The organism is Stenotrophomonas sp. STEN033 (genome assembly GCF_056856655.1).
In genome coordinates this window covers 1-22,904 of the sequence record NZ_JBXFWM010000055.1, presented here as the reverse complement: position 1 = coordinate 22,904, position 22,904 = coordinate 1, and the positions used below count along the sequence as shown (strand labels likewise).

The following is a 22,904-nucleotide window of genomic DNA, read 5'->3' as shown; positions in this document are numbered from 1 at the left end:
CGGTTACTCAACGCCAGCTTGCAGTTCATCCCCTTAGCATTCCTTTCCCTATTGCTCAAAAGACTCTGAACAGCCTCTCAGCTCCCCAGCTTCTCGATCATCTTCCAACTCAGCATAACTTTACCCTTGAGCCCCAAAAATAAAATTTAAGGGGCCCTGAGGGGCAGAAAATGCGCACGTTAATCAGCAGCGAACCTGGTTTATGGGAATACCTTCTTCGCAGAACCACTCATCGCTACTTCCCACCTCGCGGGCCTTTTCTCTACCAATCACTGCACGCGCAATACGCCGCATATGGGTACGCATTGCCTCTCTATCGAATAGCTCCTGATACTGGATCGCCACCACCTCGTGGTCGGTGTTGAGCAACTCCTGACGAATCTGCCGATCCTTGATCGCGGTCTGGGCGCTGCCATGCAAGTGGCTGCTCATGCCGTCCAGATACACGCAAACGCCTTCGTACTGATCGTTGGGGGCATGGAAGTACACATCAGGTCGCGTCGTCACATTGCCGGAGAGTGCGATCGGCCGATCGGTTTCGAAGTTGACCAGACCGGCCGCTTTCAACATCGTCGCCAGCTGGGCTTCCGGTGCATTCCCTGGCTGCTGGGTCAGCGTTTCATCCGGCAACACGGGCGGGATGGCATGAGCCAGGCGCAGCTCACCACCCCAGTCACGAAGGTAGTCCAGCGCTGTGTGACGGTTGAGGTTGTCGTGATAGAACGAGTTGCGGAAGTTTTGCAGGCAATCCACGCACGAGCTTTCGCACGCCGCGGGACAGTCTTCTACCAGCGCCTGCGCCGCGGTGATCACCTGCGGCCAGTGGCCGAGCAACTGCTCCAGCAGGCCCGAGCCTCCCGGCATCGGGTCGTACAATAAGGCGTCGAACGCCTCGCTACCAGGCTTGCCAAAGACCAATACCTGCAAGTCGGACACCTCCATGTCCAACACTTCAGCGGCCCCTTGCCGCAACGCCTCCATCAGGCTGTAGGCCACTTCCTTGCTGGCACAGTCCGGCACTACCAGCGCATCGGCCACCACCTCCGCATAGAAACAGATGTTCTGCGTGGGCCGCCCGCAGCGTTCGAGGTGGTGATCGTTGAACGTATCAAGCTCTTTCTTGGAGCTCATCGGCGAACGGCTGGCGCCGCACACCAGGCACAACGGGTAACCCAACACACCGGTGGCCTTCACTTGCCCCGCCGCACCCACATTCACCAACCGCATATGCAGGCCGTGCTTGAGCTGTAACGCTGCCGTACCCCACTCATACCCGCGGCCACCCGCATGACGGCCCTCATCCTGGCCGAACACCGCTACCGGAATCTGGAAGCGGTAATCCTCGTCGTCGGAAATATAGGATTGATGCGGCGCATCCACGTCGCAGATGGCGACGCCGTGGATATGCGTCGCACCCATGGAGGCCGCCTGCTCGCCCGCCCTGGACAAGCCACCGGTCTCCTGGATTGACTCGCTCGCCACATCTACCGAAAACACCAGCGGCTCTTCCGGCACCAGGTGGAACCGACGCGGCACGAACTTGTGCGAGTTGGCGTAGATCAGGTTGCCGGGCACGTACTCGCGTACCGCCAGTGAACTGCTTCGGCGCAGCTCCCAGTCGGAAATATCTGAGCCGTAACGCGGCGCTTCGTGGGTGATGGTGACGGCCCCAGTGTCCAGGCCATAACCAGGCAGAAAGCCTTCCGCAGCCAGCACGCCGTAGGTGTTGGTATCGTCCACGCCCTCGGCCTGATTGGCGCGACGACGGGCCTCGCCTTTGAGCTTCTTCACTAGGCGTTCGCAGCGTCCGCGCAGAGCCTCCTCATCGGCATCCAGTGCACCCTTGCTTTCGGCCACCTTGCGCAGTCGTGCCAGCTGGCCCAAGGCCCACTGCAGCCGCTGAAACAACCGGCCAATCACGTTCTGCAGCTCACCGGCAAAACCGTCAACAATGGTGGCAACAACAGCTGGGCTCACCACGTCGGCATCGGCTTGTGGCCAGCCTTGCGCAAAGGCCCGCAGCACGGCTGCACACAGTGTGGTGCGGTGGCGCTGGATCTGCGTCGCCAGATCCGTCACTGCCAGCGGCTTGTCGCGCACATGGCCTTCGGCCGTGAACAACCACGACTTGATCTGCACTGGCAGACACGTTGCTAGAACCAGTCGCAGCGCCTCGGCTTCGTTCAACGGAAGCATCTTGTCACGCAGCAACTGGAACAACGTCGTCAGTACGGTTGCCTGCACATGCTTGCGTACCATCACCGGATTACGCAGGTTGAAGCTGGGCGGCTCGATCAAGCCTTCGAGCATCTTCAACGGCTGGTTGAAGTACGCGCGGTCGTGGCTGCTCGCGCGCGCATAAGTCAGATCCAGCGCCATGCGGAACTGCCGCCCAGCGCGGCCGGCGCGCTGCCAGTAGTTAGACGGCAGCGGCGGTACGTTGCGCATCAGCACCGCGTCCAGCGAACCGATATTCACGCCCATTTCCAGCGTCGGCGTACACACTAGCGTATTGAGGCGCTCGCCATCCTCACTCTTGAACGCGTTCTCGATACGCTCGCGTTCCGGCCCCGGGATCTGTGCGGAATGCTCGCGAGCACGCAACATGGCGAACTCCTGATCGAGCATCAGCAGGTCGTAGCTGTCGGGATTTTCCGCTTCGAATACCAGCGTGCCCGGGCAACGCCACGCCATGCAACGCGTGGTCGGGTTGCCCCGGCTGTGCAGCCGGCGGCAGGTCTCGCAGCGGTACATGCCATGGCTCGGCACCATGATCAGCTTGTCGACATCCACCTGGCGCGCGCCTACACAACCGGGCAGCAGCTTTCCACGGGCGCCCTTCAACTGCACCGCGGCCAGGATCTCCAAATCACTACTAAGCAGCTTCCAAACGTCTTTCAGGAAAGGCTGCACGTCGTCGGACTGCATGCCCCACGCCACTGCGGACTGCTTGGCCACCGTGTCGTAGTTGCTGTACCACTGTTTGATGCGGCCTTCGTCGTCTTGTCCGTCACGCTGGAATTTCAACGCGGCCGGCACGCCTTTCATCGATGGCAGGTAGCCGCGCAAGACTTCCTTCTCGCCATCCATCCAGAACTTGGAATAGGCGTGGGTCACGTTGTCGTGTAGCATGCGCCGCGAGCGAGCGGCGTCCAGCAGCGAGGCCACACCATCCACCAGCAGTTCGGCCTTGCAGCCAATGCGGTTGGCCCATTTCAGGATTACCGGCGACGCGGCATCCAGCCCTTGATAGTCGATCTTCAGTCGCCCCAGCGGCTCCAGACCGGTGCGCTGTCGTGCGCCCATGCTCAGCTCGCGCAGCACCTGCACGCGCAGGAACCATTTGCGTTCTTCGCCGTGGGCCAGGCCCGTCTGCGATTTCGGCTCTACGCGCCAGACTTCCGGAATCAGCGCACGCGACAGTTCGTCATCCGCATCCAGGGTGCGATCCAGCCACAGGGTCAGGTCGCTGACCGAAATCGGCGCTTGGCGCAGCTTCTGATAGACCAGTTCGCGTAGACGGAACCGGCGCGAGCGATCCTGCATCCAGCCGGCCTGGAACGCGGCGTCCTGACGGTTGTCGGCGAACACCAGCAACCGGCGGCGCTCGGCGTGGTGGATCAGGCTTTGCGCCAGCACGTGTACATCAGCCACCGTGGTTGCACGCACCGGACGCGCTGGCTCGCGGTAAGTACCGCTGAAGCGTCGGCCATTTGCCGCGCAGGAGACACAGCGGGTGAGCTTGCCCGGGTGATCCTCTTTCTGCTGCACGAAATACAGCGGCATCAGCGGCTTGTCGCGACCGCAGCCGACGCAGGTAGCACCTTGATCGTCGTGGACGGTGCCACAGTAGCGGCAGACAAACAGCAGTTCGGTGCGCGGCGGTGCGTCGTCATCGGCATCGCTGCCGACCTGATGATCCAGCGACAGCGCACGCGCGCCGCCCAGGATGAGCTCCTGCGCACGCCATACCCGTCGGCTACCTTCGGCACTACCGCCACCGGGGGCGACGCCGGTGAACTGGAAGTCCTCCAGCCCGTGCTCGAAATAATGCTGGCCACAAGTGGTGCAACTGAGCAGCGGAAAGCGATGCAGCTCCTCGTTGTCAGCCACCGCATCTTCGGCCGCCAGCCACAGCTTGGCTTGCTTCTGCGGCTCAGGGAAGGTCACTACCGCCCCGCTGACACCACGCACGAAACCATGCACCACCGGGCGCAGCAAGGGGCGTACGTCGCAGCGTGAGGCTGCACCCAACGCCAGCCAGATCAGGATCTCCTCCTCGGAAACCGGCCGGCCCAGCTTGGAGTCCAGCTCCTCCAGCAGATCCGCCAACGCGCGCGGCCGGCGCAGCGCCTCGGCGATCTGGTATACAACTTCGTTATGGCTCAACCAGCGGTACAACGCCTCACGCCAGTTGCCATCGCTCAGGCGCGTACCGGTGACCGACTGAAACCACACCCGCAGAGACTGGATGTCACTTTCGCTGGCATCGTCGTGATCAACGCGCCCGAGTACGTCCAGCAAGGTCTGCAGTTGCACGCCCTGATCGCCGGTGAGCGGCGCGCTGGCGCTGCGCGGCTCGCCCCACAAGTCAGCTTCATACGACTCACCCACCAGTTGCACGGCCTTGCCATCCACGCCGAAGAAACGGCTGGCGAACTCACGGCCCGCTTCGGGTCCCCTGACTGGGTCGGCGATCGTGGCGGAGGTGGCGATGCAGGTGGTGCTGTGCTCGTCCTTGCCGCAGTAGGCGCGCAAGCGGCGGATCAGGCAGGCGGTCTCGGCGCCCTGCGCACCGGTAAAGGTGTGCGCCTCGTCGAACACCATGAATTCCAGCCGGGCGTTGTCGAACAGCTCCAGATCCTGCTGGCGGGTCAACAGCAACTCCAACTGCTTGACGTTGGTCAGCAGGATGCGCGGCTGCCGGCCGGGCTCGCGCATGGCCTCGCGGCTGGCGCGCTCCTCGGCTGGGTGCAAGGCCACATCCAGCTTCTGCTGCTGCATCTGCGCCAGCCGGGCGCGGTAGTCCACCGCGCTGGCACCCGGCGGCAGGCGCACGCCGGTGACATCGGATTCGTTGCGTGGGGTCTTGCCCACGTACATGCCGAAGCTGACGCCGGTACCAGCCAGCAGTTCGCGCATCCGCTGCAGCTGATCCTCGGCCAGCGCATTCATCGGATACACGATCACCGCGGTGATGCCAGCGGGTGCATCCTCATCGCGCAGCTGCAGGCAGCGGCTGATGATCGGCAGCAGGAAACATTCGGTCTTGCCCGAGCCAGTGCCGGTAGCAACAAGGGTGGTATGCCCGTCGTGAATCGCACGGATCGCCTGCTCCTGATGCAGGTATACCGACGGGTAGGGCGACAACTGTCGGATATGCGGATGCAGCACACCTTCTTTCGCTAGCTGCTCCAGCGTAGCGCCTTGGCGGAACGTGCGCGACAGCGAGATGTACGGCCCCTTGAGCAGCGGTGTATTGCGCGTGTGCTCCAGGTTCAGCAACTGGCGCATCTGCGCGTACAGACTCTGGTCGGCAAACGCGTACGTGCTGAGCTGGTAGCGCAGAAAGTCGCTGACCACCTGCTCGGCATAGGTAATCGGATTAAGCATCAGAACAGTGCCCCCTGTGACTGCTGTCGCGACTCTTCAATTGATTCCAGCGCATCGTTCGCAACTGGCAACGGCACAATACGACGAATCAACGCCGCATGTGCCGCGCACTCGTCCCACGATCGCTCCACGTCCTCGTTCAACTGCCAGTCGTGGAAGCGCGGGCCGAGGCGGGAGGCGACGGGCTGCGGTTCCTGTGCACGGTCGTCGTGACCCAGGCCGTAGTCGGCCAAGCGCAACGTTTCTGGAATCAGCCAGCTTTCGCCGTCGTTCTGGGCGAGGAAGGCGTCGAGACCCTTGGCTTGCAGGTCGTGGAACGCGATCAGGGACAGTACGGTGTGGCGGAGTTCGGGATCGGAACCTTTTCCAAGGCGCCAGAACCCTTTCGGATTAAGGCTCTTGGCTCGATCCCCAGACAGTTGTGAGACTGGTCGATCGCAGTCTTGGAGAATCTTTCCCGCCTCTTCCAGCGTCAATCCATAGATCGAAAAAGAAGCTGCGTCGATGATCGCCCTGAGCCGAAGACGCTCGTGATCGGTTATCGCCGCTTTTTGGACACAATCGTCAAAATCTAGCGCCACTATGGAAAAAGCCCGATTGCCAACAGAAGTCAGTGCGAAGACCTTTTGAACCAATGCAGCCGGCATTGCTTCGCGCAGAGGCAACGGACATTCTTCTGCGATGAAGTAATTGATGGTCAGGCCGCCGAGACGGTTGCGAAGCACGTAGTCGAACGCGAAGGAATTCAGGCATCCCATCAAACTCAGGATCGACCGCGTTCCACCAGAAGGCTTCAAGAGCGGAACCTTATTGCCGCAAGGGTTATCCCACACAGCGGACGCGATCATAGTCCGCGAGTTCGTAGCCGAACCCACGTCCATGAAGCAAGGCTTCAAACCTCGCATCGACTTGAGGTCGCCATTCTTGTCGCGTGCCGACAGATACTCCTGTAAACCCATAAGGAACTGCGGATCCATCTGCTTCTCCTGCAGCGGTATATCTCGCCACACCGCAGTTCGGCCTTTACCGCTCACCCATCCCTTCTCACTGAAGTCGAACTGCCCAATCATGCGGCCCTCGTACAGCGGCAACGCCACATCCTCGATCGCATCCACATCCAGCGCCTGCGTACCGTCGCGCGACAGTACCAACCCCGGCTCACGATCCAGGATGCTCGACGGGCCGGCGTAGGCGCGCCATGGTCCCTTGATCCAGTGACCGTACTCGTCCGGCTGGTAGCCCTTCTCCTCCCACTTCGGGCGTGGCGGGAATAGCTTGGAGTCGTTGGTCATGTGGAACTCGGTGGCGTATTTGATGCCCCAGCCACGCTCACCCTGATCACCCAGCAGCACGCCGTTCGCGTAGATCTTCTGCAGCACGCGCAGATCCTGTTCGCTGCGGATCTCCAGGATCGCCTTCGAATACGGCGAAAACTCTTCAACCCGCTCACGCGGATAGGCCAGCACGTAGCGTTGGGCCTGCTCCCAGTCGTCCACGTTGCGGTGCATGAAAGCGGCACGGATCACCTGGGTGACGCCGCCCTTCTGCATAATCAGCGGGCAGAACTTGAACGAGCGGTGGATATCGAAGATCCCCTCGCGGTTCTCGAAACCGAACAACCACTGCCAGTCGCACTGTTCCAGAAACAGTTCGCGTAGCGCGGTGGTGCCCTTATCGGTGTAGACGCCGCTCGGCACGATCATGCCGAGCCGGCCATCGCCACGCAGCAGCGCGTGGCTCTGTTCCAGAAACATCTTATAGGTGTTGAGGTCGGCCGAACCCTGATGTCGGAAGGGGTGCGCCGGATCGGCGAAGCCGAGGTGCTTGCCGCGTAGTTGCTTCCACTTTTTGTGCAGACGTTCGGAGGCGGCAAAGCTGTTGTTGCCGCGGCCGCCAAGGTTGAGATCGTGCTTTTTCTTGCCTTCCTTGTCGGTGGTGACGCGGCCGCCAAACGGCGCACCTACGTATTTGACCCAATTGGACTGCGACTTGAGGTTGGCGTTGTAAGCGATCCAGTCATGCTCCAGCTGCGGCTGCTGGCGGAAATACTCCAGCTGTTTTCCGAGCGCTTCCTGCTTGCCATAGGCGCGATACAGCGGATCGTTGTTGGAGAAGAACTCCTTCGAATTCGGTTTCTGGATCTCCCACGGCGGGTTGCCGAGCACCGCATCAAAGCCGCTGCGCTCCGGCGTGAACACATCCGGGTATTCCAGCTCCCAGTGGAAGAAGTGCTGGCGTACGGCCACCTCGGCGGCAATCGCCAGGGCTTCCTCACCCGGCAGGGCGAACTGCGACGGCAATGGCGCCAGCGCGATCTGCTCGCCCGGCCAGAACCACAGCGCACACCACAGATCCATGCGACGTTTGAGTGCGTGCAGGCGCGGGTTGTGCAGCACCTGGTCGCGGTACAGCTCGGCGCGCTTGTCCGTTTCGTGCACCGGCAACCGGTGCAGCTGGTCGAATACCTTGAGCAGCTCGCGGTGCACCTGCGTGGCCTGCGTCGGTTCATCGAGGCGCTGCTGACCGCTAAGCATCGCGACCAGCTCACCGGGCACGGCCTTACCGCGTGCGTTGATGGCGGCGGTAAACACGTCGCCACGGCGCTTGCCTTTGTGATCTACCCAAGCATGGTTGATCAGGTTGGCGGGTTTGTCTTTCTGGTAGTCCTTGTCACCACCGTCGCGCTCCCAAGCCAAGGCCGGGTAGTCGCGGAAAGTGTCGAACCACGTGCCCACCAGCGCGTTGCCGACTTTCAGTTTGTGATCGAGAAACCCGAACGGCAGGTCGCGATCCATGGTTTCGACCCAGAGCGCCATGCGGCCAAGTTCCACCGCCAGCGGATCCATATCCACGCCGTAAATGCAGCGCTCCACCACGTGGCGCTTGAGCTGGGCGCGCAGCACATCCTCGAAGCCCTCGTGCTCTGGCGGCAGCGGCAGCAGTTGGTCGCCCATACCTTGCGCCGCGTTGCCGTCGGCCAGCTTGGCGATGGCACCGTCATCGCGACGGGCGATGCGCTTGTGCTGGTACAGCGACTGCACCAGTGCGTCGGTGAGAAAGCGCAGCGCGCCGGCCAGGAACGAACCGGAGCCCATCGCCGGGTCACAGATCTTCAACGCCAGGATCGCTTCCGGGGTTTTCGGCGACCACTCGACCACGTCCTCCAGCCCGTTGTGCGGATTGATCTCGCTGCGCACGGGATCGAAGGCCAGTGGTTGCAAGGTGCGCCGAACCAGCGGCGCGGCCAGCTGCGGGCGGGTGTAGAACGTGCCGGCGCCTTTGCGGGTACCGCCCCAGCGCACCAGATAGAACTGGCCTGGCGCGATCATTCTTGCGCAGAGCTGTTTGCCAGCGCTGGCGCGCGCAGCATCTTCATCAGCCGTGTTGGCAGAGCGGCGACCACGTGGCTTCTTGATCAACCCGGCCAGTTCGGCCGCATGTTCCAGCCACACTTTGGCGCGCGCCTGATGATCGGCGTCGATTGCAAGTTCTACGTCGTCGGAGACGGCTTCGTCCGCCGTAGCGTCGGCTTCGCTTTCATCGTCGGTACTGGCCTCGGCCGATTCGATATCTTCTTCCGCCTCTACTTCGGGCTCCTCGGCCTCACCCTCATCATCGTCGCCAGCTTTGTCTTTCTTCTTGAGTGCCTCGAACAGCTGCCTGGTGGTCTTGTCATCCATCGACTCCAACTGCGACAAGGTCAGCGCCGGCTGGTTGCCTACGTTGAGGAACAGCACCGGATCAGTCGCATCGGCTTGTTTCAGCTCAAAGTCGAGCAGGCCTTCGTAGAGGATGCCGATGTACTCGGTGGACAGCGCGGAGAAATCCACCGGGCCATCCACCCAGGTCGCCTTGCGTCCCTGGCGCATGCGCACCCGGGTACGGGTGAGCAACCGCAGCAGGTTCAATACCTGCCGATCGGTGATGGCATTGCCGCTGCTTTCCAGCAGGGCCAGCGCATGCGCGACCGGATCCTCGCTATCGGTGGCGCCGGGTTCAAACAGGCTACCGCTGTATGCGGGTACCGGCAGTGCCTCGTGGGCGGAGCCGTGATAGATCAGGTTGAACAACGCGACCAGCCGCGGCCAGGCACTGCGGCCTTGGCTCAAGCGCTCGTTGCCACGACCGCCAGCACGCCGATCCAGCTGCTGGCGCAGACCTTCGAGGCTGTAGGCGTGCTGATAGATCGGGTTATCGACCGGCAGCAGACCACGCGCTTCGGCAAACAAAGTGATGATGCAGCGCATGATCATGCGCGTGCCGGCGAGGTACAGGTCGCGGTAGTCCGGCGCCGTGCCGGTCTGCTGGGCCTGCTCGATGGCAGCGTGGGATGCGGTGATGAGATATTCCACCGCCTGGCGTACGCGCTCACCCAGCACCACGGACAGTTCGTTCTGACCTTTGCGCGATTCGCTGATGGCGTGCAGCAGTACGCCGGGCCGACCGGCGCCATCTCTCAGCAAGCTGTTTGGACTGAGCAGGTGTCGCCACGCGGTGACTTGCGTGCTGGGCTGACCCTCGGCAAACCACAGGTCAATGTCCCATTCGCACCAGGCTTGGTAGTCCTGCCCTGCATGGACCAACCGCCATTGCCGACCGTTGGTGACCAGCGCCAGCGGTTGGCGCTGCTGGCGCAGCCACTCGACCACGCGACTGAGGAGCTGGCGCGAACGGCCTACACCGAGACGCCCGGCGAACTGGCGGCTGGCGCCGTCATCGGGAACAAAGAGCGGGAGCACCTCACCGCGCGGCCCCACCCATACGCGCCGCGGCTTGACCTGGCCACCGGTGAAGCTGGTGACGGCCCAACGTGATTCGACGGCTTGAGCCTTTTGCCATTCCTCGGCGGGCAAACCGCTTAGATCCTGCAGGACACCATCGAGCAAGGCACTGAAGCTGTCAGCACTGCCATCAAAGGCCGTAAGCACGCGGCGCAGGCGATCGGCTTGCCAGGTTGGTAGTGCGGGTAGTGACGCCGAGTAGCTTTCGCTGATACGGCTGGGTGAAATCAGGAAACCACCATGGTTGAGCGACGCCCACCAGTCGTCGTGCAAGCTCATGCGCGAGCCTCCGGAAAGCGAATTTCGATGGTGACTGGGAATACCTGCGCTTCCCCGCGCAAGGCAAAGCGTTGCGGCACCACCTGCTCAAGGATGCGTTTTTTCTCATCCTTCAGGCGTTCGAGCAAGTTGCCAAACTGCCCCTGGCGGCGTTTGAGCTCGTCTTCCAGATCGCGCAGTTCGCGTTCGGCGCGCTCATCGGCATCTTCCAGCAGGTCGTACTGGCGCGCGGCGTTTTTGCGTTCTTCAATCTCACGACGCAATTTGTCAATGCTTTGTGCCTTTTGCAGTGCCGCCACTTCGTTGATGCGCCGCTCGAACGCCTCCTTCTCGTGCGCTGCGGCTTCGTCGTGCGCCAGCTTGAGCTCACGCTTGATACTGCCGGTGAGTGCCCCCCGGTAGCTGGTGATGAAGCCGCGCACGCTGTCTTCCACCTCGTCCCATAACTCCCGCGCCGCCGACAGCATGCTGGCTGCGGCGGTGCCGGGTTGATCACCATAATGCGGGCTGGCATAGTCCAGCGGTTGACCGAGCTGGCCCTGGCTGACCGGCAGCACCACGGTGCGCGACCAATGGTGAAAGGTTTCGCGCAGCTGGTTGATCGCCATCTCTTCCGCGGTCAGCAGGATCAGCGCGTCCGTACCGGCTGGCACCACGCCGCTGGTTACCACCCAGCGACTCGGCGGCAGGTGTTCGGTCTGGCCACCGGGGAAGCGCAATCGCGCAAAGGCGTTCAGCGCTTGGCGCAGAACAGGGTGACCCAGATGCAGCAGAACCGTATCCGGCGACGGTCGAAAGACCGGTCGACCATTGATCGATTCGATGAAGTACTGGTTGTCGAATACCAACCTGGGCATGGCGCCAGCTACACCCCGTTGGCCCGGCAAGCGCAGGCTGCCGTCGACTACGGCCTGCCAGCGCGACGGCAATGGTGTTTTCAGGCGCATGCGCCCATGGGCGTCCGGTCCTTCCAACGGATCCTGGCTGGCACCGAGGCCTAATGCGACGCGCAGCGTTTCGCACAGATTCTGCGGAGTGAGGTCGAGGTCACGCAGCAATTGCTGGAAGCGCTGCTTTTCATCCTCACCACGCTCCTGGGTATGCACGCGGGCGTCTTCACCAGCCTTGCGGCGGTTGCTGATCTGCTGCTCCAGCTCGGCCAGCAGGTCGTTGTCCTCATGCAGCTCCAGCATGCGGTGCTGGAAGGCGGCATCGAACAGCTCGCCGACGGAGCCCAGATCCTCGCGGATATCGTTGACCTTGATCAGCACGCGGGCGACGAAGTTCAGATCAGCGTCGTCGTCACTGGCGAAGTGATAGATCGTCACGTCGCGCGCCTGGCCATGGCGGTCAATGCGGCCGTTGCGCTGTTCCAGACGCGAGGGGTTCCAGGGGATCTCGTAGTGCAACAGCAGACGCGCCGTATGCTGCAGGTTGAGGCCCTCGGAGGCGGCATCGGTAGCCACCAGTATGCGCACCGGCGAAGTCGGATCATTGAACTGGCGCTTGATCTCTTCGCGCTCGTCGTCACCCATGCCGCCGTAAAGCTGGATGACGGCACCGCTATCCGTGCCGAATTCACCCGCAAGACGGTTGACGAGGTAGTCGAGCGTGGTCTTGTATTCAGTGAAGATGATCAACCGTTCGTCGGCGAGCCACTGCCCAGCATTGCGCAGGCGCTGCTGGATCAGCTCCAGCACCCGGTCAAAGCGCACATCGGATTTGGGCTTCTGTTCCACCACGGGTTGCTTGTTCAAGCTCAGAGCGGCAAGCGCCGCATCAATGGCGGCAATTTCGACCTGCAGGGTGTCTAGGTATGGGTGCATCCACGCGCCGATGACCTTGGCCGCGTGCTGGCTGCGGCTTTCGCGTTCCTGATCGTCGTCAATGTCTTCTTCGGTGGCACGTTGGGCAGCCAACACCTCGGCCGACTGCAGGCGCTCGGTTTCCACCACGCCTTCTTTGAAGCGCAGCCAGCTGTCGGCAAATGCGACAGGACAGGACAACAGACGCTTGCTCAGGATTTCGATGGCGAAGTTGAGCACTCCACGCACCTTCGGTGCGGCACGAATGATGTCCTTGAGTGCCAGACAGAACGCCTTGACCGCACGTGCCAAGTCCTTTTCGGATTTGGGTATGAACAGCGGCAACGGCTCCAGATGGCGATTGGCGAATCGCGGTACCCGGCCAGCGGCTTCGTCCTGCTCGTTGATCTCGCTCTTGAGGCGACGGATCAAAATATCGCCGATCATCTGGCGTTCTTTGTCGGTAAATTTTGGCGTCTGGTTGAAACGCACTGGATCGAGCTGCTCCAGCAGGCCTGAGAAGCAGCGTGTGTGACCGTTGTGTGGCGTGGCTGTGAGGAACAGCCGATGCTCGAACCATGGAGTGAGCAGGCGCAGCATGTTGGCGAGGTCGCTGTCTTCACCGAAGTTCGACGGCATCAGGTTGTGCGCTTCGTCGACGATCAACAGATCCCATGGCAGCTGGGCACCGCCACGGCGATCCTGGGTGGCGCGGCAATTGGCGATGAACTGCTCCAGCACGTCGGGCTGGCGCAGATAGTGGTACGAGGTGATCACCCGTGGCAGGACGCGCCAAGGGTTGGCATCCAGCCCCATCTCTTTCTGCAGCTTGTGGGTGGCCGCCTTGTCGACGATGTCAAAGCCAAGCGAGAACTTGTCTTCCATTTCCTGCTGCCACTGCGTGCGCAGCGACGCCGGCGTGAGGATCAAGACGCGGCGGATGCGCCGCTTGCGAATCAGCTCAGCCAGGATCAAGCCGGCCTCGACGGTCTTGCCCAGGCCCACATCGTCAGCCAGCAACAGCGAGACGCGGGGCATGCGCATGGCGCGCGCCAGCGGTACCAATTGAAAATCATCGGCACTGACCGCGCCGTACACCGGCGCGGTGGGCACCGGCTCGCTGCGCTTGCTCGGCGACTCGGCAGACAGGAAGGGGGTAATCGCGCTCCAGCGGGTGGCGCGCTGCAACGCCAGAAACTCGGGCATTGCCATGGGTGGTTCTGCATCCACCCGTGGCACGGCATTGGGCTCCAGCACAACGGGGGCGCGCTCACGCTCCCAGAGCAGGGACTCTTCGGCGTCGCCATCAGCATCACTGAATTCGATGGTGACCAGATGCAGCAGTCGTGAGCTGGCTGGTTCCGCGAACGGCTCGACTGCTGAAATCACCCCCCGCCGGTTGCGGACCGTGGCAAGCATACCCACACGAGGTGACACCTCCGATATCTTGATGGGCGGACTTTGCATCTAAGCTCCCTTGCCGCGCCTAGGTCTGCCCTTCGCGGACGTTCTTTTGGTATGTATTTAGTTAGGTCTAATCTCGGCGGAAAACACACCATTCGAAATCTGGCGGGCCGCCCCCCCGATCATCTCTGCACCTTATCCATCCTTTGCGAGATCTATCTGCTTAGCCGCAACAAGCGCAGTTACAAAAGAAAAGCCAACAAAGATCAATTGCCAATCGGCTTCCGGCATAAGCAAAGCTAGCCCGATCAGGAAAATAGAGAACAAAAGAAGCGCCATGCCAAACCTGTAGCGCTTAACGTTCCCTTGAGGATTGTTTGGATACGAAATGACCCTGCCGATTCGAGCACCGAGTGACTGATGATCATCATCACGCCCTCGAAGTTGCTTCCGAATTTGCTGAATCTGTCGCGCCGTCAAACGGGATTTGTTGCTGTCGCTCATTTCACCAGCCTAAAAGTCGCCCGCATCTGCTCAGCATCAATACGGTTGTCCGTACAGAACTGCGCGTAGAGGGTGCGAAGCAAATCATTTCGCTCAGAAGTGGACGTTGGCTTACCCCGCTCCCCCATCCATTCCTCTATCAGAGCCAGAAGGTCAAAGATCAGCTCCCATTGAACGCCTGGGGCCGTGTGCCTCCCGGTCAGCAACCAGCAAATATCCACCCCGGCTTCTGAGACCCGGGCAAGGTAGCTGGCATCGGGCTTGGTGCTATCGGCTTCATAGGCAACTTGGGTCGGCTTGCTGACCCCGCCGATTTCCGCGAGTGCAGACTGATTCAGTCCTAGACGGAGACGCTCCATCTTAAGATTCTTTCCAAAAAGTCGAGATTCTTGTCTTTTCGCACTCATTGGATCATATTGTAAAGAGTCTTGCTCCCTGAACCCAATTGCCATGCATCTGACACTACAGGATGTCCGAAACGCCTTTGAAAATGGCGGGGTCTCTGTCTCGGACTGGGCCGACGCGCACGGGTTTCGCCGTGAGAACGTGTACGCCCTGTTGTCTGGTCGCACGAGGGGGCGACGGGGGCAAGCCCATCAGATCGCGGCCGCACTTGGGCTCAAGCAGAAGGTCGACTCCATGATTGTCCTGTGCAAAACGCAGGCAACTTGTAACCCACCTCTGACACCAACCGCCAAGGATTCCTCCATGAGTTAGCTAATTTTCTTGGAGGATGGAAAAGCAGAAGCCCCAGCTGGCAGGCCGGGGCTTCTAAAGGACTAGCATTGATCGTGCTGTTCCGATCCTACCCCTCCCGACCCTGAACCTCAAGCCCATGCTCCAAGGGAGGACGGCTGCCGCCTAGGCCACCGCCCCTTTGGAGTCTATCGGCGCGTTCACGCGCGCCCGCTTTCAGGAGACTGAGCTTATGAGCCCCATGGAGCTCAAGCTGGATCAATACTTCGTTCACCATCAGCTGGTGGGGCCAACCGCGGACTACATCCGTCGCGCGAGCCTGGGCTGAGCGTGTGCAGCTTTTCGTGTAACCGCGATTCGGTTTGCAGCAGAGGGGGGAGGGCACAAGCTGGATCGCAAATCGCTTCAGGACTGTCCTCCAATCTTGTGCCCCAAGTGCTCGGTCATCTCTGCATTGAGCGCCTTCTCAACCAGCAGCTTGGTCAACTGCTTTAGCAGGCCGTTTTCGCTGATCTGGTCCTCAGGTCTCTTGCAGTTAACCAACAGGCTGCTCAGCAACTCGTTGGGTACTTCATGTTTGCGTGAACTCATGGTGTCTCCAGGTCAGATGGCAGTTTCCTGCCGGTGACCCATCTACACGAAATCTAGGACAGGCCCTTTCCAGAAGCCGTAGCTGGGCCGGTCCTCGACCAGCTTCGCCAAGGCCGCGATCAGCTCTACATCGCGCACCGTCCAGTCCAGCGGCGGCACATACCAGGCCGCCCGCGACAACCCCACACAACGACAGGACCGGCTCAGGGGCCGCGCATGCACTTCGGTCAGGAATCGCACCGCCTCGCGCTTCTGCGCCGGTCCTACAGTTTTTTGCGATCAGGTCCTTCATGGCCGCGTTGTCCAGCGCCAGCTCGGCATACATCCGTTTGAGCCTGGCGTTCTCCGCTTCCAGGTCCTTCACCCGGCGCAGCTCGGAGGCTTCCAGACCTCCGTACTTGCTCTTCCACTGGTAGTACGTGGCCACGCTGATGCCGGCCTGGCGACACAGATCCTTCACCGGAAGTCCGGCGTCGGCCTGCTTGAGGATCGAAACGATCTGCGTCTCGGTGAAACGGGACTTCTTCATGGAACCTCCTGGCTGGAAACCTTGCCAGAAAGTTCTACTTATCGGGTGTCTGTCAGAGCGGGGAGCTTACGCAAGTAGTCTTTGAACGTTTCCCCAACGAAGTAAGGCTGCCACGTTATGACTGGAATTGAGTAGATTTTTCGAAATCCGCCCAGCAAGGTTCTTCCATTGCTGAAGATGGTGCTATCGGCACAGAAGAATGCCGTCTCATTGTCTTTCATTCCTGCAATCACAAGTGTCATGTCATCCCTAACTATCTTGAAACCGGGTCCATGGACCCGAACGTGCGACTTATTCACAGTGCGTCGTATGACGGACTGTCCCCTTGTACGGTTCGATCTTATGACTGGCTTGGCCGCCCAACAAGTAGACGTGCACCCAACCGAGAGAAGCGAGGCGCGCCAACTGCGAGGGTTGCTTTGGGTCGAGGCTGTGTAAAAACTCGTCGGCAAGGGACTAGCGAGGTTGGCGTGAGCAGTTCGAGCGGTCGGTGATACAGCAAAAAGCGTGTTGATTAGGCCGCGATGGCCCTCACCATGCCAGCTCCAGGTTCCGTTGTGCCTCCCGCTCCAGGCGGCGGCTGGACTGGATGCGGTTGAGGTAACCGTAGATATAGATCTTGAGCAGTGTCGCGGGGTGATACGCGGGACGACCGCCAGCAACGCGATTGGCGGCCTCGAAGCCCAGTCCGCTCAGATCGAGTGCGTCCACGAAGGCATCAACCACCCGTACCGGATTGTCATCGTGGACGAAGTCTTCTAGCCGATCAGGGAGCAGAAGCCCTTGGGAACGATCAACGCCATCCACGAATCGCTTCATGCAGAGCACCCATCGGCCGGTGCTCAGATCATGCCAGTGGACGCAGGGTTTTCACACAGCCTCGGCTAGAAGCGGTCGCTAAAAGGGCGAGGTCGTTTGACTAAGTATGACCCTCGCTAGTGCGTTGGAGAGCCAGCATCTGCTTTAGGTGCTGCACCTCAACTTCAAGCTCGACTTCACGCGTGATATCGGTGAAGGCACCAAACCATTTCACTATCTCGCCGGCCTGGTACTGCGGGCGTGCCCTGCTGCAGACCCAACGCCATGTGCCCAACGGCCACTCCACGCGGAAGCGGGTCTCAAAGGGCTCGCCGGTGGACAACCAGGCCGCCCACTCGGCACGTGCACGTTCCCGGTCGTCCGGGTTCATGCGGGCATACCAGGCTTCCAGACGCTGACCAACGTCCCTGTTGACCGGCTCATCCACCATCGGGCTGATGTAGCTCAGTACCCCGTCAGGTTCAGCGACCCACATAACCGTCGGACTGAGCTCCACCGAGGCGCGGTATTGGCGTTCGCTTTCACGCAGGGCCTGTTCGGCATGCTTGCGAGCCGTGATATCCACGGCAACGACGGAGAGCCCGAGAACCGAGCCCGATTCGTCGGTCACCGGATGGTGGTACATCAGGAACGTTTCCGGCGCACCCGGAATCTGGAACTCCCGCGAGTCATCCTTGTTGCCCAGCATGATGCCTTCCACGGTCTGTTCAACCAGAGCGGCCACCGCAGGGGTGTAAACCTCACTGACCGCCTTGCCGACGACGTGCTCGGAGGCTTTGCCGATCATGCGACAGAACGCCTCATTGGCCGCGACGTAGCGCTTGCTCATGTCGATAAAGCACAGTCCGACGGGCGCCGAGGCATACAACGCCTCCAACTGGTACTGGCGATGATAGGGAGACAGATGCAGACCGCGCTGGGTGCGCTCGACCACGGCCTGCCCGCCGAGCAAGGCCGGGACGGCGTCGGCAGGCACCGGGCACCCCATCAGCCAGCCTTGCGCATACTCACACCCGAGTTTGCGCAGATAGTCAGCCTGCTCAGGCGTTTCAACGGCTTCGGCCACCACCGGCACTTCAAGGCTGTGGCCAAGACCCACCACGGCCGATACGATCTTGCGACTGTGGGCATCCACATCAAGCTTCTTGACGAAGCTGCCGTCGATCTTGATCTCGTCAAAATCGAACTCGTTCAGGCGTACCAGGCTGGAGAAGCCGGTTCCAAAATCATCCAGGACGACCTTCATACCCAAGGCCTTGAGGGCCTTCACCGCGCTATGAGCACCGGCCTGGTCCTCGATCAGTTCCGCCTCGGTCATCTCCAGACGGACGCGATCGAGCGCGAAACCCGTCTCATCAACCGCGTCGGTCAGCAGGTTCATGACCTGAGGGTCCTGCAGCAAGCTCGGGGGGACATTGAAGGCGAGGTAGAACGACCCGGGCCAGCCACTGGCCGCCCTGCAGGCCGTACGCATGAGGTTGTATGTCATGATCGCCAGCAGCGATTTGCTCTGCGCGGCGGGAATGAACTCGTCCGGCGGCACCTGCCCCAGTTCTGCATCGGTCCAGCGAGCCAGCACCTCAAAGCCCACCGTGCGCATGGTGCGCAGGTGCACAATCGGTTGGAATGCCGGCTGGATGTGCTCAAAGCACACAGCTTCGGCGATACCCTCAATGACCGCACGGCGAATCACGGCGCCGCCCTCCGTTCGACCGCAGGTGTCGAGTGTAAGGCGCTGCGCCGGCAGATGGGCAAGTGGGCGCCTATCCGGGCGGTGACGAGTCGCGTTTGGCCAACATGGGCACCGCTCATCGGCTCCTGCCCGGGCTCTTTCGGGTTGGCCTCACGCCGCACGCCGCGTCGCAGAAGGTGATCGCGCCGGATCCTTGAGCTGGCTATCGGCAACGAACCGCGCCACGGTGTCAGCTAACGTGCGCGCTTGTTCGTCCAACTGGTTGGACGCGGCCGCCACCTCCTCGACCAAGGACGCGTTCTGCTGAGTCGCCTGGTCGATGGTGCGGATGGCGCTGTTGACCTGGGTGATGCTGTCGCTCTGGTCGAGCGAGGACTGGCTGATCTTGCCGGCGATCAAGGTCAGGCGGGCAATGACCTCTTGGATGTCATTCATGGCGGTACCTGCATCACCAACCGTCGCGGCGCCTTGGCGCACCCGCTCACTGGAGGCAGCGATGAGCGATTTGACGTCCTTGGCAGCCTCGGCCGAGCGCTGGGCCAGGCTACGCACCTCCTGAGCCACCACAGCAAACCCCTTGCCCTGCTCGCCGGCGCGGGCCGCTTCCACGGCTGCATTCAAGGCCAGGATGTTGGTCTGGAAGGCAATGCCGTCTATGACGCCCACGATATCGATGATGTGTTTGCTGGACTCGCTGATCTCATGCATGGTCTGCACCACGCGGCCGACTGCCAGATGCCCTTGCTTAGCCACCTCAGCGGCCGACTCGGTCAGTGTGCTGGCCTGGCGGGCGCTATCAGCGTTCTGGACGACAGCGTCGGTGACCTGGTTGATGGTGGCTGCCGTCTCCTCCAGGCTCGCCGCCTGGGACTCGGTGCGCACCGACAGATCCTGGTTGCCCGCGGAGATTTCGCGCGCGGCGCTGCTGATGCCCTGCGTCAACTCGTTGACCTGGGTGACCAGTGCCCTCATCGCATTGGCCAATTGCACCTGCTGGGTGACATCGGTGGCGTACTTGACTACTTTGTACGGTCTGCCGCTGGCATCGAGGATGGGGTTGTAGCTGGCCTGCAGCCAGATCTCTCGCCCGCCTTTGCCTACGCGCTTGTATTGACCCGCATCTGCCTGCCCCTGTGCCAATCGCTGCCAGAACTGACGGTACTCGGTACCTGCCGCCTCCTGGCCTGCCACGAACATGCGATGGTGCTGGCCTTTGAGTTCTTCGGCGCCGTATCCGACCACGGCCAGGAAATTCGGATTGGCCGTGATGATGTGACCGGCAAGATCGAACTCAATGACGGCCTGTACCTTGTCGATGGCGACCAGTTGCCCCTGGAAGTCGGCGTTGCGGGTACGCTGCTCAGTAATGTCGGTGGCGTACTTGACCACCTTGACGATACGGCCGGCCGCGTCCAACACCGGGTTGTAACTGGCCTCAATCCAGACATCACGGCCCGATTTATGGCGCCGGCAGAACTGCCCTTTCTCGATGTGTCCTTGACGCAGGCGTTCCCAGAACTGTTGGTAAGCCGGCATCCGGGATTCATCGGCGGGCATGAGCAAGGCATGGCGTTGGCCGAGCAGGTCCTGCTCCGGGTAACCGAAGGTATCCAGGAAGTTCTGGTTGGCTCCCAGGATCTGGGCATCCAGGTCGAACTCGATCACAGCCATGGCGCGGTCTATCGCCTGCAAGCGGCCTGCGTTGTCCGCTTCCTGGCTGCGCTGGGCGGTGATGTCGGTGGCGAACTTGACGATCTTCGTCACGCGTCCGGCACCGTCCAGAACCGGGGCATAGGTGGCCTGCAGCCAGATCTGCTGCCCGGCGCGGTTCACCCGCGGAAACTGCCCGCTGTGATGCTCACCCTGGCGCAAACGCTGCCAGAACGCGGCATAGGCCGGCGCATCACGGTCCTGCTGCGACAGGAACTGGTGATGGTGCTTGCCCTGCAACTCGGCCCGCGAGTAGCCCATCAAGGACAGGAACTGGGGATTGGCCGTCAGCACCGCGCCATCCAAGGCGAACTCGATGACCGCTTGCGCGCGGGTCACCGCGGCCCACTCGGGGGCACAAGGGCGCAGCCAGCGGGACAGGCGAGAAAACAGGGGCGCGGTATCAGCCATGGGAGCCTCAGCATCGGAAGGCGCGCGGTGGGCGCGTCCTACCATATCGGCGCTCGCCCGCCAGGATTTAGCCCGAAGTGGCCCCAAGCTGTTGAAACGTAACGTTGGTTACGCCGAACGCTACCCCAGGGCCGACGCCGCCATTTGACAGCGCCGGCCGCCTGCTGGAGGGTGCATTCCGTACGCTAGGTTCCGGGGGGATCCTATGGCAAGTGGAAGCCGACAAAAGCTCGGACCGGGCTATGTTTGGGTGGAGCATCAGCAAGGTCGTGTTCTGGAACTGCATGGGGTGCCTCTGGCCAGCCTCCAGCCCGTGCGACGTCCCCCCGCTTTCAGTAGCGGGGCGATTTAGAGTCCGGGGTTGATGGTAGCGGATGCCAGTTGCTTCGCGTAGGCGCTCGGTGTTAGGCCGCCGAGTGCCTTCTTCGGCCGCTCCTCGTTGTACTCCCGGCGCCAGGTCTCGATGACCGTCCGGACGTGCAGCAGGTGGGTGAACCAGTGTTCGTTGAGACACTCGTCCCGCAGCCGCCCGTTGAAGGACTCGACATAGGCGTTCTGGTTGGGCTTCCCGGGCTGGATCAGTCGTAGCTGCACACCGCGCTGGTGCGCCCAGACGGCCATGGCCTTGCCGCAGAACTCCTTGCCGTTGTCGGTGCGGATCACCTGCGGCAAGCCACGGGCGAGCGCCAGGCGATCCAGCACGCGTGTTACGCCCAAGCCGGAGATCGCCCGCTCGACTTCGATCGCCACCGCCTCGTGGGTGGCGTCGTCGACGATCGTCAGGCATTTGATGACCCGGCCTTCGGCAGTGCGGTCGAACACGAAGTCCATCGACCACACCTGGTTGGCGGCCAGCGGCCGGATAAGTGGCTGACGCTCGCCCGGCAACACCTTCTTGCGCTTGCGGCGCCGCACCTGCAGCTTCGCCTCCTGGTACAGCCGTTCGACGCGCTTGTAGTTCACGAGCAGTCCCGCTTGCCTAAGCTTGAGGTGGATCATCCCGACGCCGTAGCGCCTGTGCCGCTGCGCCAGCGCCAGGATCCGCGCCCGCAGCTCGACGTTGCGGTCCGGACGCGGCGCATAGCGGTACGCGCTGGCGCTCATGCGCACCACCGCCAGCGACCGCCGCTCACTCAGGCCCTTGGCCACCAGATGCCGCACCAGCTCCCGTCGAGCCCGTGCGGTCACCACTTTTTTCGCAGGGCGTCCTTGATCACGTCGTTCTCGAACACCTGCTCGGCCAGCAGCTTCTTCAGCCGGGTGTTCTCCGCCTCCAGCTCCTTCAGCCGCTTGGCGTCGGGCACGCTCATGCCGCCGAACTTGCTGCGCCACAGGTAGTACGAGGCTTCGCTGAAGCCGTGCCGGCGGCACAGGTCCTTGACCGGCAGGCCGGCTTCGGCCTCACGCAGGAAGCCGATGATCTGTTCTTCGGAAAAGCGCTTCTTCACGTCCAATCTCCTTGTGGTTGGGGATTGGACTCCAGATCGCGGTGCTACTCAAAATTGGGGGGACGTCGCATGCACCAGGACTTTCATGCGGTTGGCGCGGCGATTGGCGAACAGATAGGCGCAGTGCGGCTTCGCCGCACCGAACACCGCCACCACGCGGGCCAACGCGGTTTCAGTGCCCGCGCGCATATCCATGGGTTCGGTGGCGAGCCAGATACTATCGATACGGATCACTGGGCGAGCCCCCGGACAAAGCGGGCGCATCCTTCAGGATCGGAAGCTGGCCATTTCACTGTGATCGATTGCTCGCCCAGCGGTAGCTCGATAATCACAGCTGGTTCAACTGGTCGTTTTGGCGTAACTCTCGCAGGAACGAACGCCGGCAACGCCGCTGGCAGTTGATCTCGATAAAGCGGTAGCCACTTGCGAATGACGTTGGCATTGATGCCGTGGCGGATGGCAACGCTGGAAACGGTCGCACCGGGTTGCAGGCACTCCTGAACAACCTGGTGACCTGAGACGAAACGTGTAGCCATTTGGATAGTGAGTTCTCTACCCTTAACAGGCAAGGAGAGCTCCATGAAGAAGCGATTTACCGACGAGCAGATCATCTCGATCCTG

General features: G+C 61.6%; 12 protein-coding genes and 3 pseudogenes. 2 read left to right on the top strand and 13 right to left on the bottom strand.

All coding sequences use genetic code 11. From position 1 onward, the window contains the following. Nucleotides 1-183: 183 nt before the first annotated feature. A complete protein-coding gene (locus AC1VXC_RS16035) occupies nucleotides 184-5,613 on the bottom strand; it encodes a DEAD/DEAH box helicase (RefSeq protein WP_482995067.1) in 5,430 nt (1,809 codons plus the stop codon). Beyond that, entirely contained in the window at nucleotides 5,613-9,995 is a 4,383-nt protein-coding gene (locus AC1VXC_RS16030; RefSeq protein ID WP_482995066.1) for an Eco57I restriction-modification methylase domain-containing protein, read from the bottom strand. Before AC1VXC_RS16030 ends, AC1VXC_RS16035 begins: the two co-directional genes overlap by 1 nt. A 99-nt stretch (nucleotides 9,996-10,094) precedes the next feature. Here AC1VXC_RS16030 and AC1VXC_RS16025 point away from each other — a divergent pair, with 99 nt between their 5' ends. Then, on the top strand, nucleotides 10,095-10,427 hold the full coding sequence (locus AC1VXC_RS16025; RefSeq protein WP_482995065.1) for a hypothetical protein: 333 nt from the start codon (nucleotides 10,095-10,097) through the stop codon (nucleotides 10,425-10,427). 242 nt (nucleotides 10,428-10,669) lie between these two features. Here the strand turns inward: AC1VXC_RS16025 and drmD are convergent, their stop codons facing one another. The 3 genes from drmD to AC1VXC_RS16010 form a co-directional block, all read right to left on the bottom strand. Next, entirely contained in the window at nucleotides 10,670-13,897 is a 3,228-nt protein-coding gene (drmD, locus tag AC1VXC_RS16020; protein WP_481538398.1) for a DISARM system SNF2-like helicase DrmD, read from the bottom strand. Nucleotides 13,898-14,077: 180 nt separating this feature from the next. Further along, entirely contained in the window at nucleotides 14,078-14,386 is a 309-nt protein-coding gene (locus AC1VXC_RS16015) for a hypothetical protein (RefSeq protein ID WP_481538397.1), read from the bottom strand. Further along, the gene (locus AC1VXC_RS16010) at nucleotides 14,383-14,745 is read right to left on the bottom strand and encodes a helix-turn-helix domain-containing protein (RefSeq protein ID WP_481538396.1); all 363 of its coding nucleotides are present in this window, start codon (nucleotides 14,743-14,745) and stop codon (nucleotides 14,383-14,385) included. Before AC1VXC_RS16010 ends, AC1VXC_RS16015 begins: the two co-directional genes overlap by 4 nt. Nucleotides 14,746-14,836: 91 nt before the next feature. Here AC1VXC_RS16010 and AC1VXC_RS16005 point away from each other — a divergent pair, with 91 nt between their 5' ends. Beyond that, nucleotides 14,837-15,103, top strand: coding sequence for a DNA-binding protein (locus tag AC1VXC_RS16005; RefSeq protein ID WP_481538395.1), 267 nt, complete (start codon nucleotides 14,837-14,839; stop codon nucleotides 15,101-15,103). 384 nt (nucleotides 15,104-15,487) lie between these two features. Here AC1VXC_RS16005 and AC1VXC_RS16000 read toward each other — a convergent pair whose 3' ends face one another. The 8 genes and pseudogenes from AC1VXC_RS16000 to tnpA all read right to left on the bottom strand — a co-directional run. Continuing rightward, on the bottom strand, nucleotides 15,488-15,673 hold the full coding sequence (locus AC1VXC_RS16000; protein WP_481538421.1) for a hypothetical protein: 186 nt from the start codon (nucleotides 15,671-15,673) through the stop codon (nucleotides 15,488-15,490). A 66-nt stretch (nucleotides 15,674-15,739) separates the two neighbouring features. Continuing rightward, nucleotides 15,740-16,202: pseudogene (locus tag AC1VXC_RS15995) on the bottom strand (transposase); the annotation flags it as partial. A 534-nt stretch (nucleotides 16,203-16,736) separates the two neighbouring features. Next, a pseudogene (locus tag AC1VXC_RS15990) lies at nucleotides 16,737-17,021 on the bottom strand (transposase); the annotation flags it as partial. A 100-nt stretch (nucleotides 17,022-17,121) separates the two neighbouring features. Beyond that, the gene (locus AC1VXC_RS15985; protein WP_481538394.1) at nucleotides 17,122-18,714 is read right to left on the bottom strand and encodes a sensor domain-containing phosphodiesterase; all 1,593 of its coding nucleotides are present in this window, start codon (nucleotides 18,712-18,714) and stop codon (nucleotides 17,122-17,124) included. Between the two features lie 150 nt (nucleotides 18,715-18,864). Then, nucleotides 18,865-20,739, bottom strand: a pseudogene (locus tag AC1VXC_RS15980) (methyl-accepting chemotaxis protein); the annotation flags it as partial. Between the two features lie 444 nt (nucleotides 20,740-21,183). Then, a protein-coding gene (locus tag AC1VXC_RS15975; RefSeq protein ID WP_481538393.1) for an IS3 family transposase occupies nucleotides 21,184-22,283 on the bottom strand; the annotation gives its coding sequence in 2 pieces (ribosomal slippage) (nucleotides 21,184-22,025 and nucleotides 22,025-22,283; 1,101 coding nt in all). A gap of 48 nt (nucleotides 22,284-22,331) precedes the next feature. Then, nucleotides 22,332-22,517, bottom strand: a complete 186-nt coding sequence (gene tnpB, locus AC1VXC_RS15970) for an IS66 family insertion sequence element accessory protein TnpB (protein WP_481538392.1) — start codon at nucleotides 22,515-22,517, stop codon at nucleotides 22,332-22,334. Continuing rightward, nucleotides 22,514-22,904 (bottom strand): IS66-like element accessory protein TnpA (gene tnpA / locus AC1VXC_RS15965; RefSeq protein WP_481538391.1); only part of this gene is annotated, 391 nt, incomplete at its 5' end. The genes tnpB and tnpA, both read right to left, overlap by 4 nt.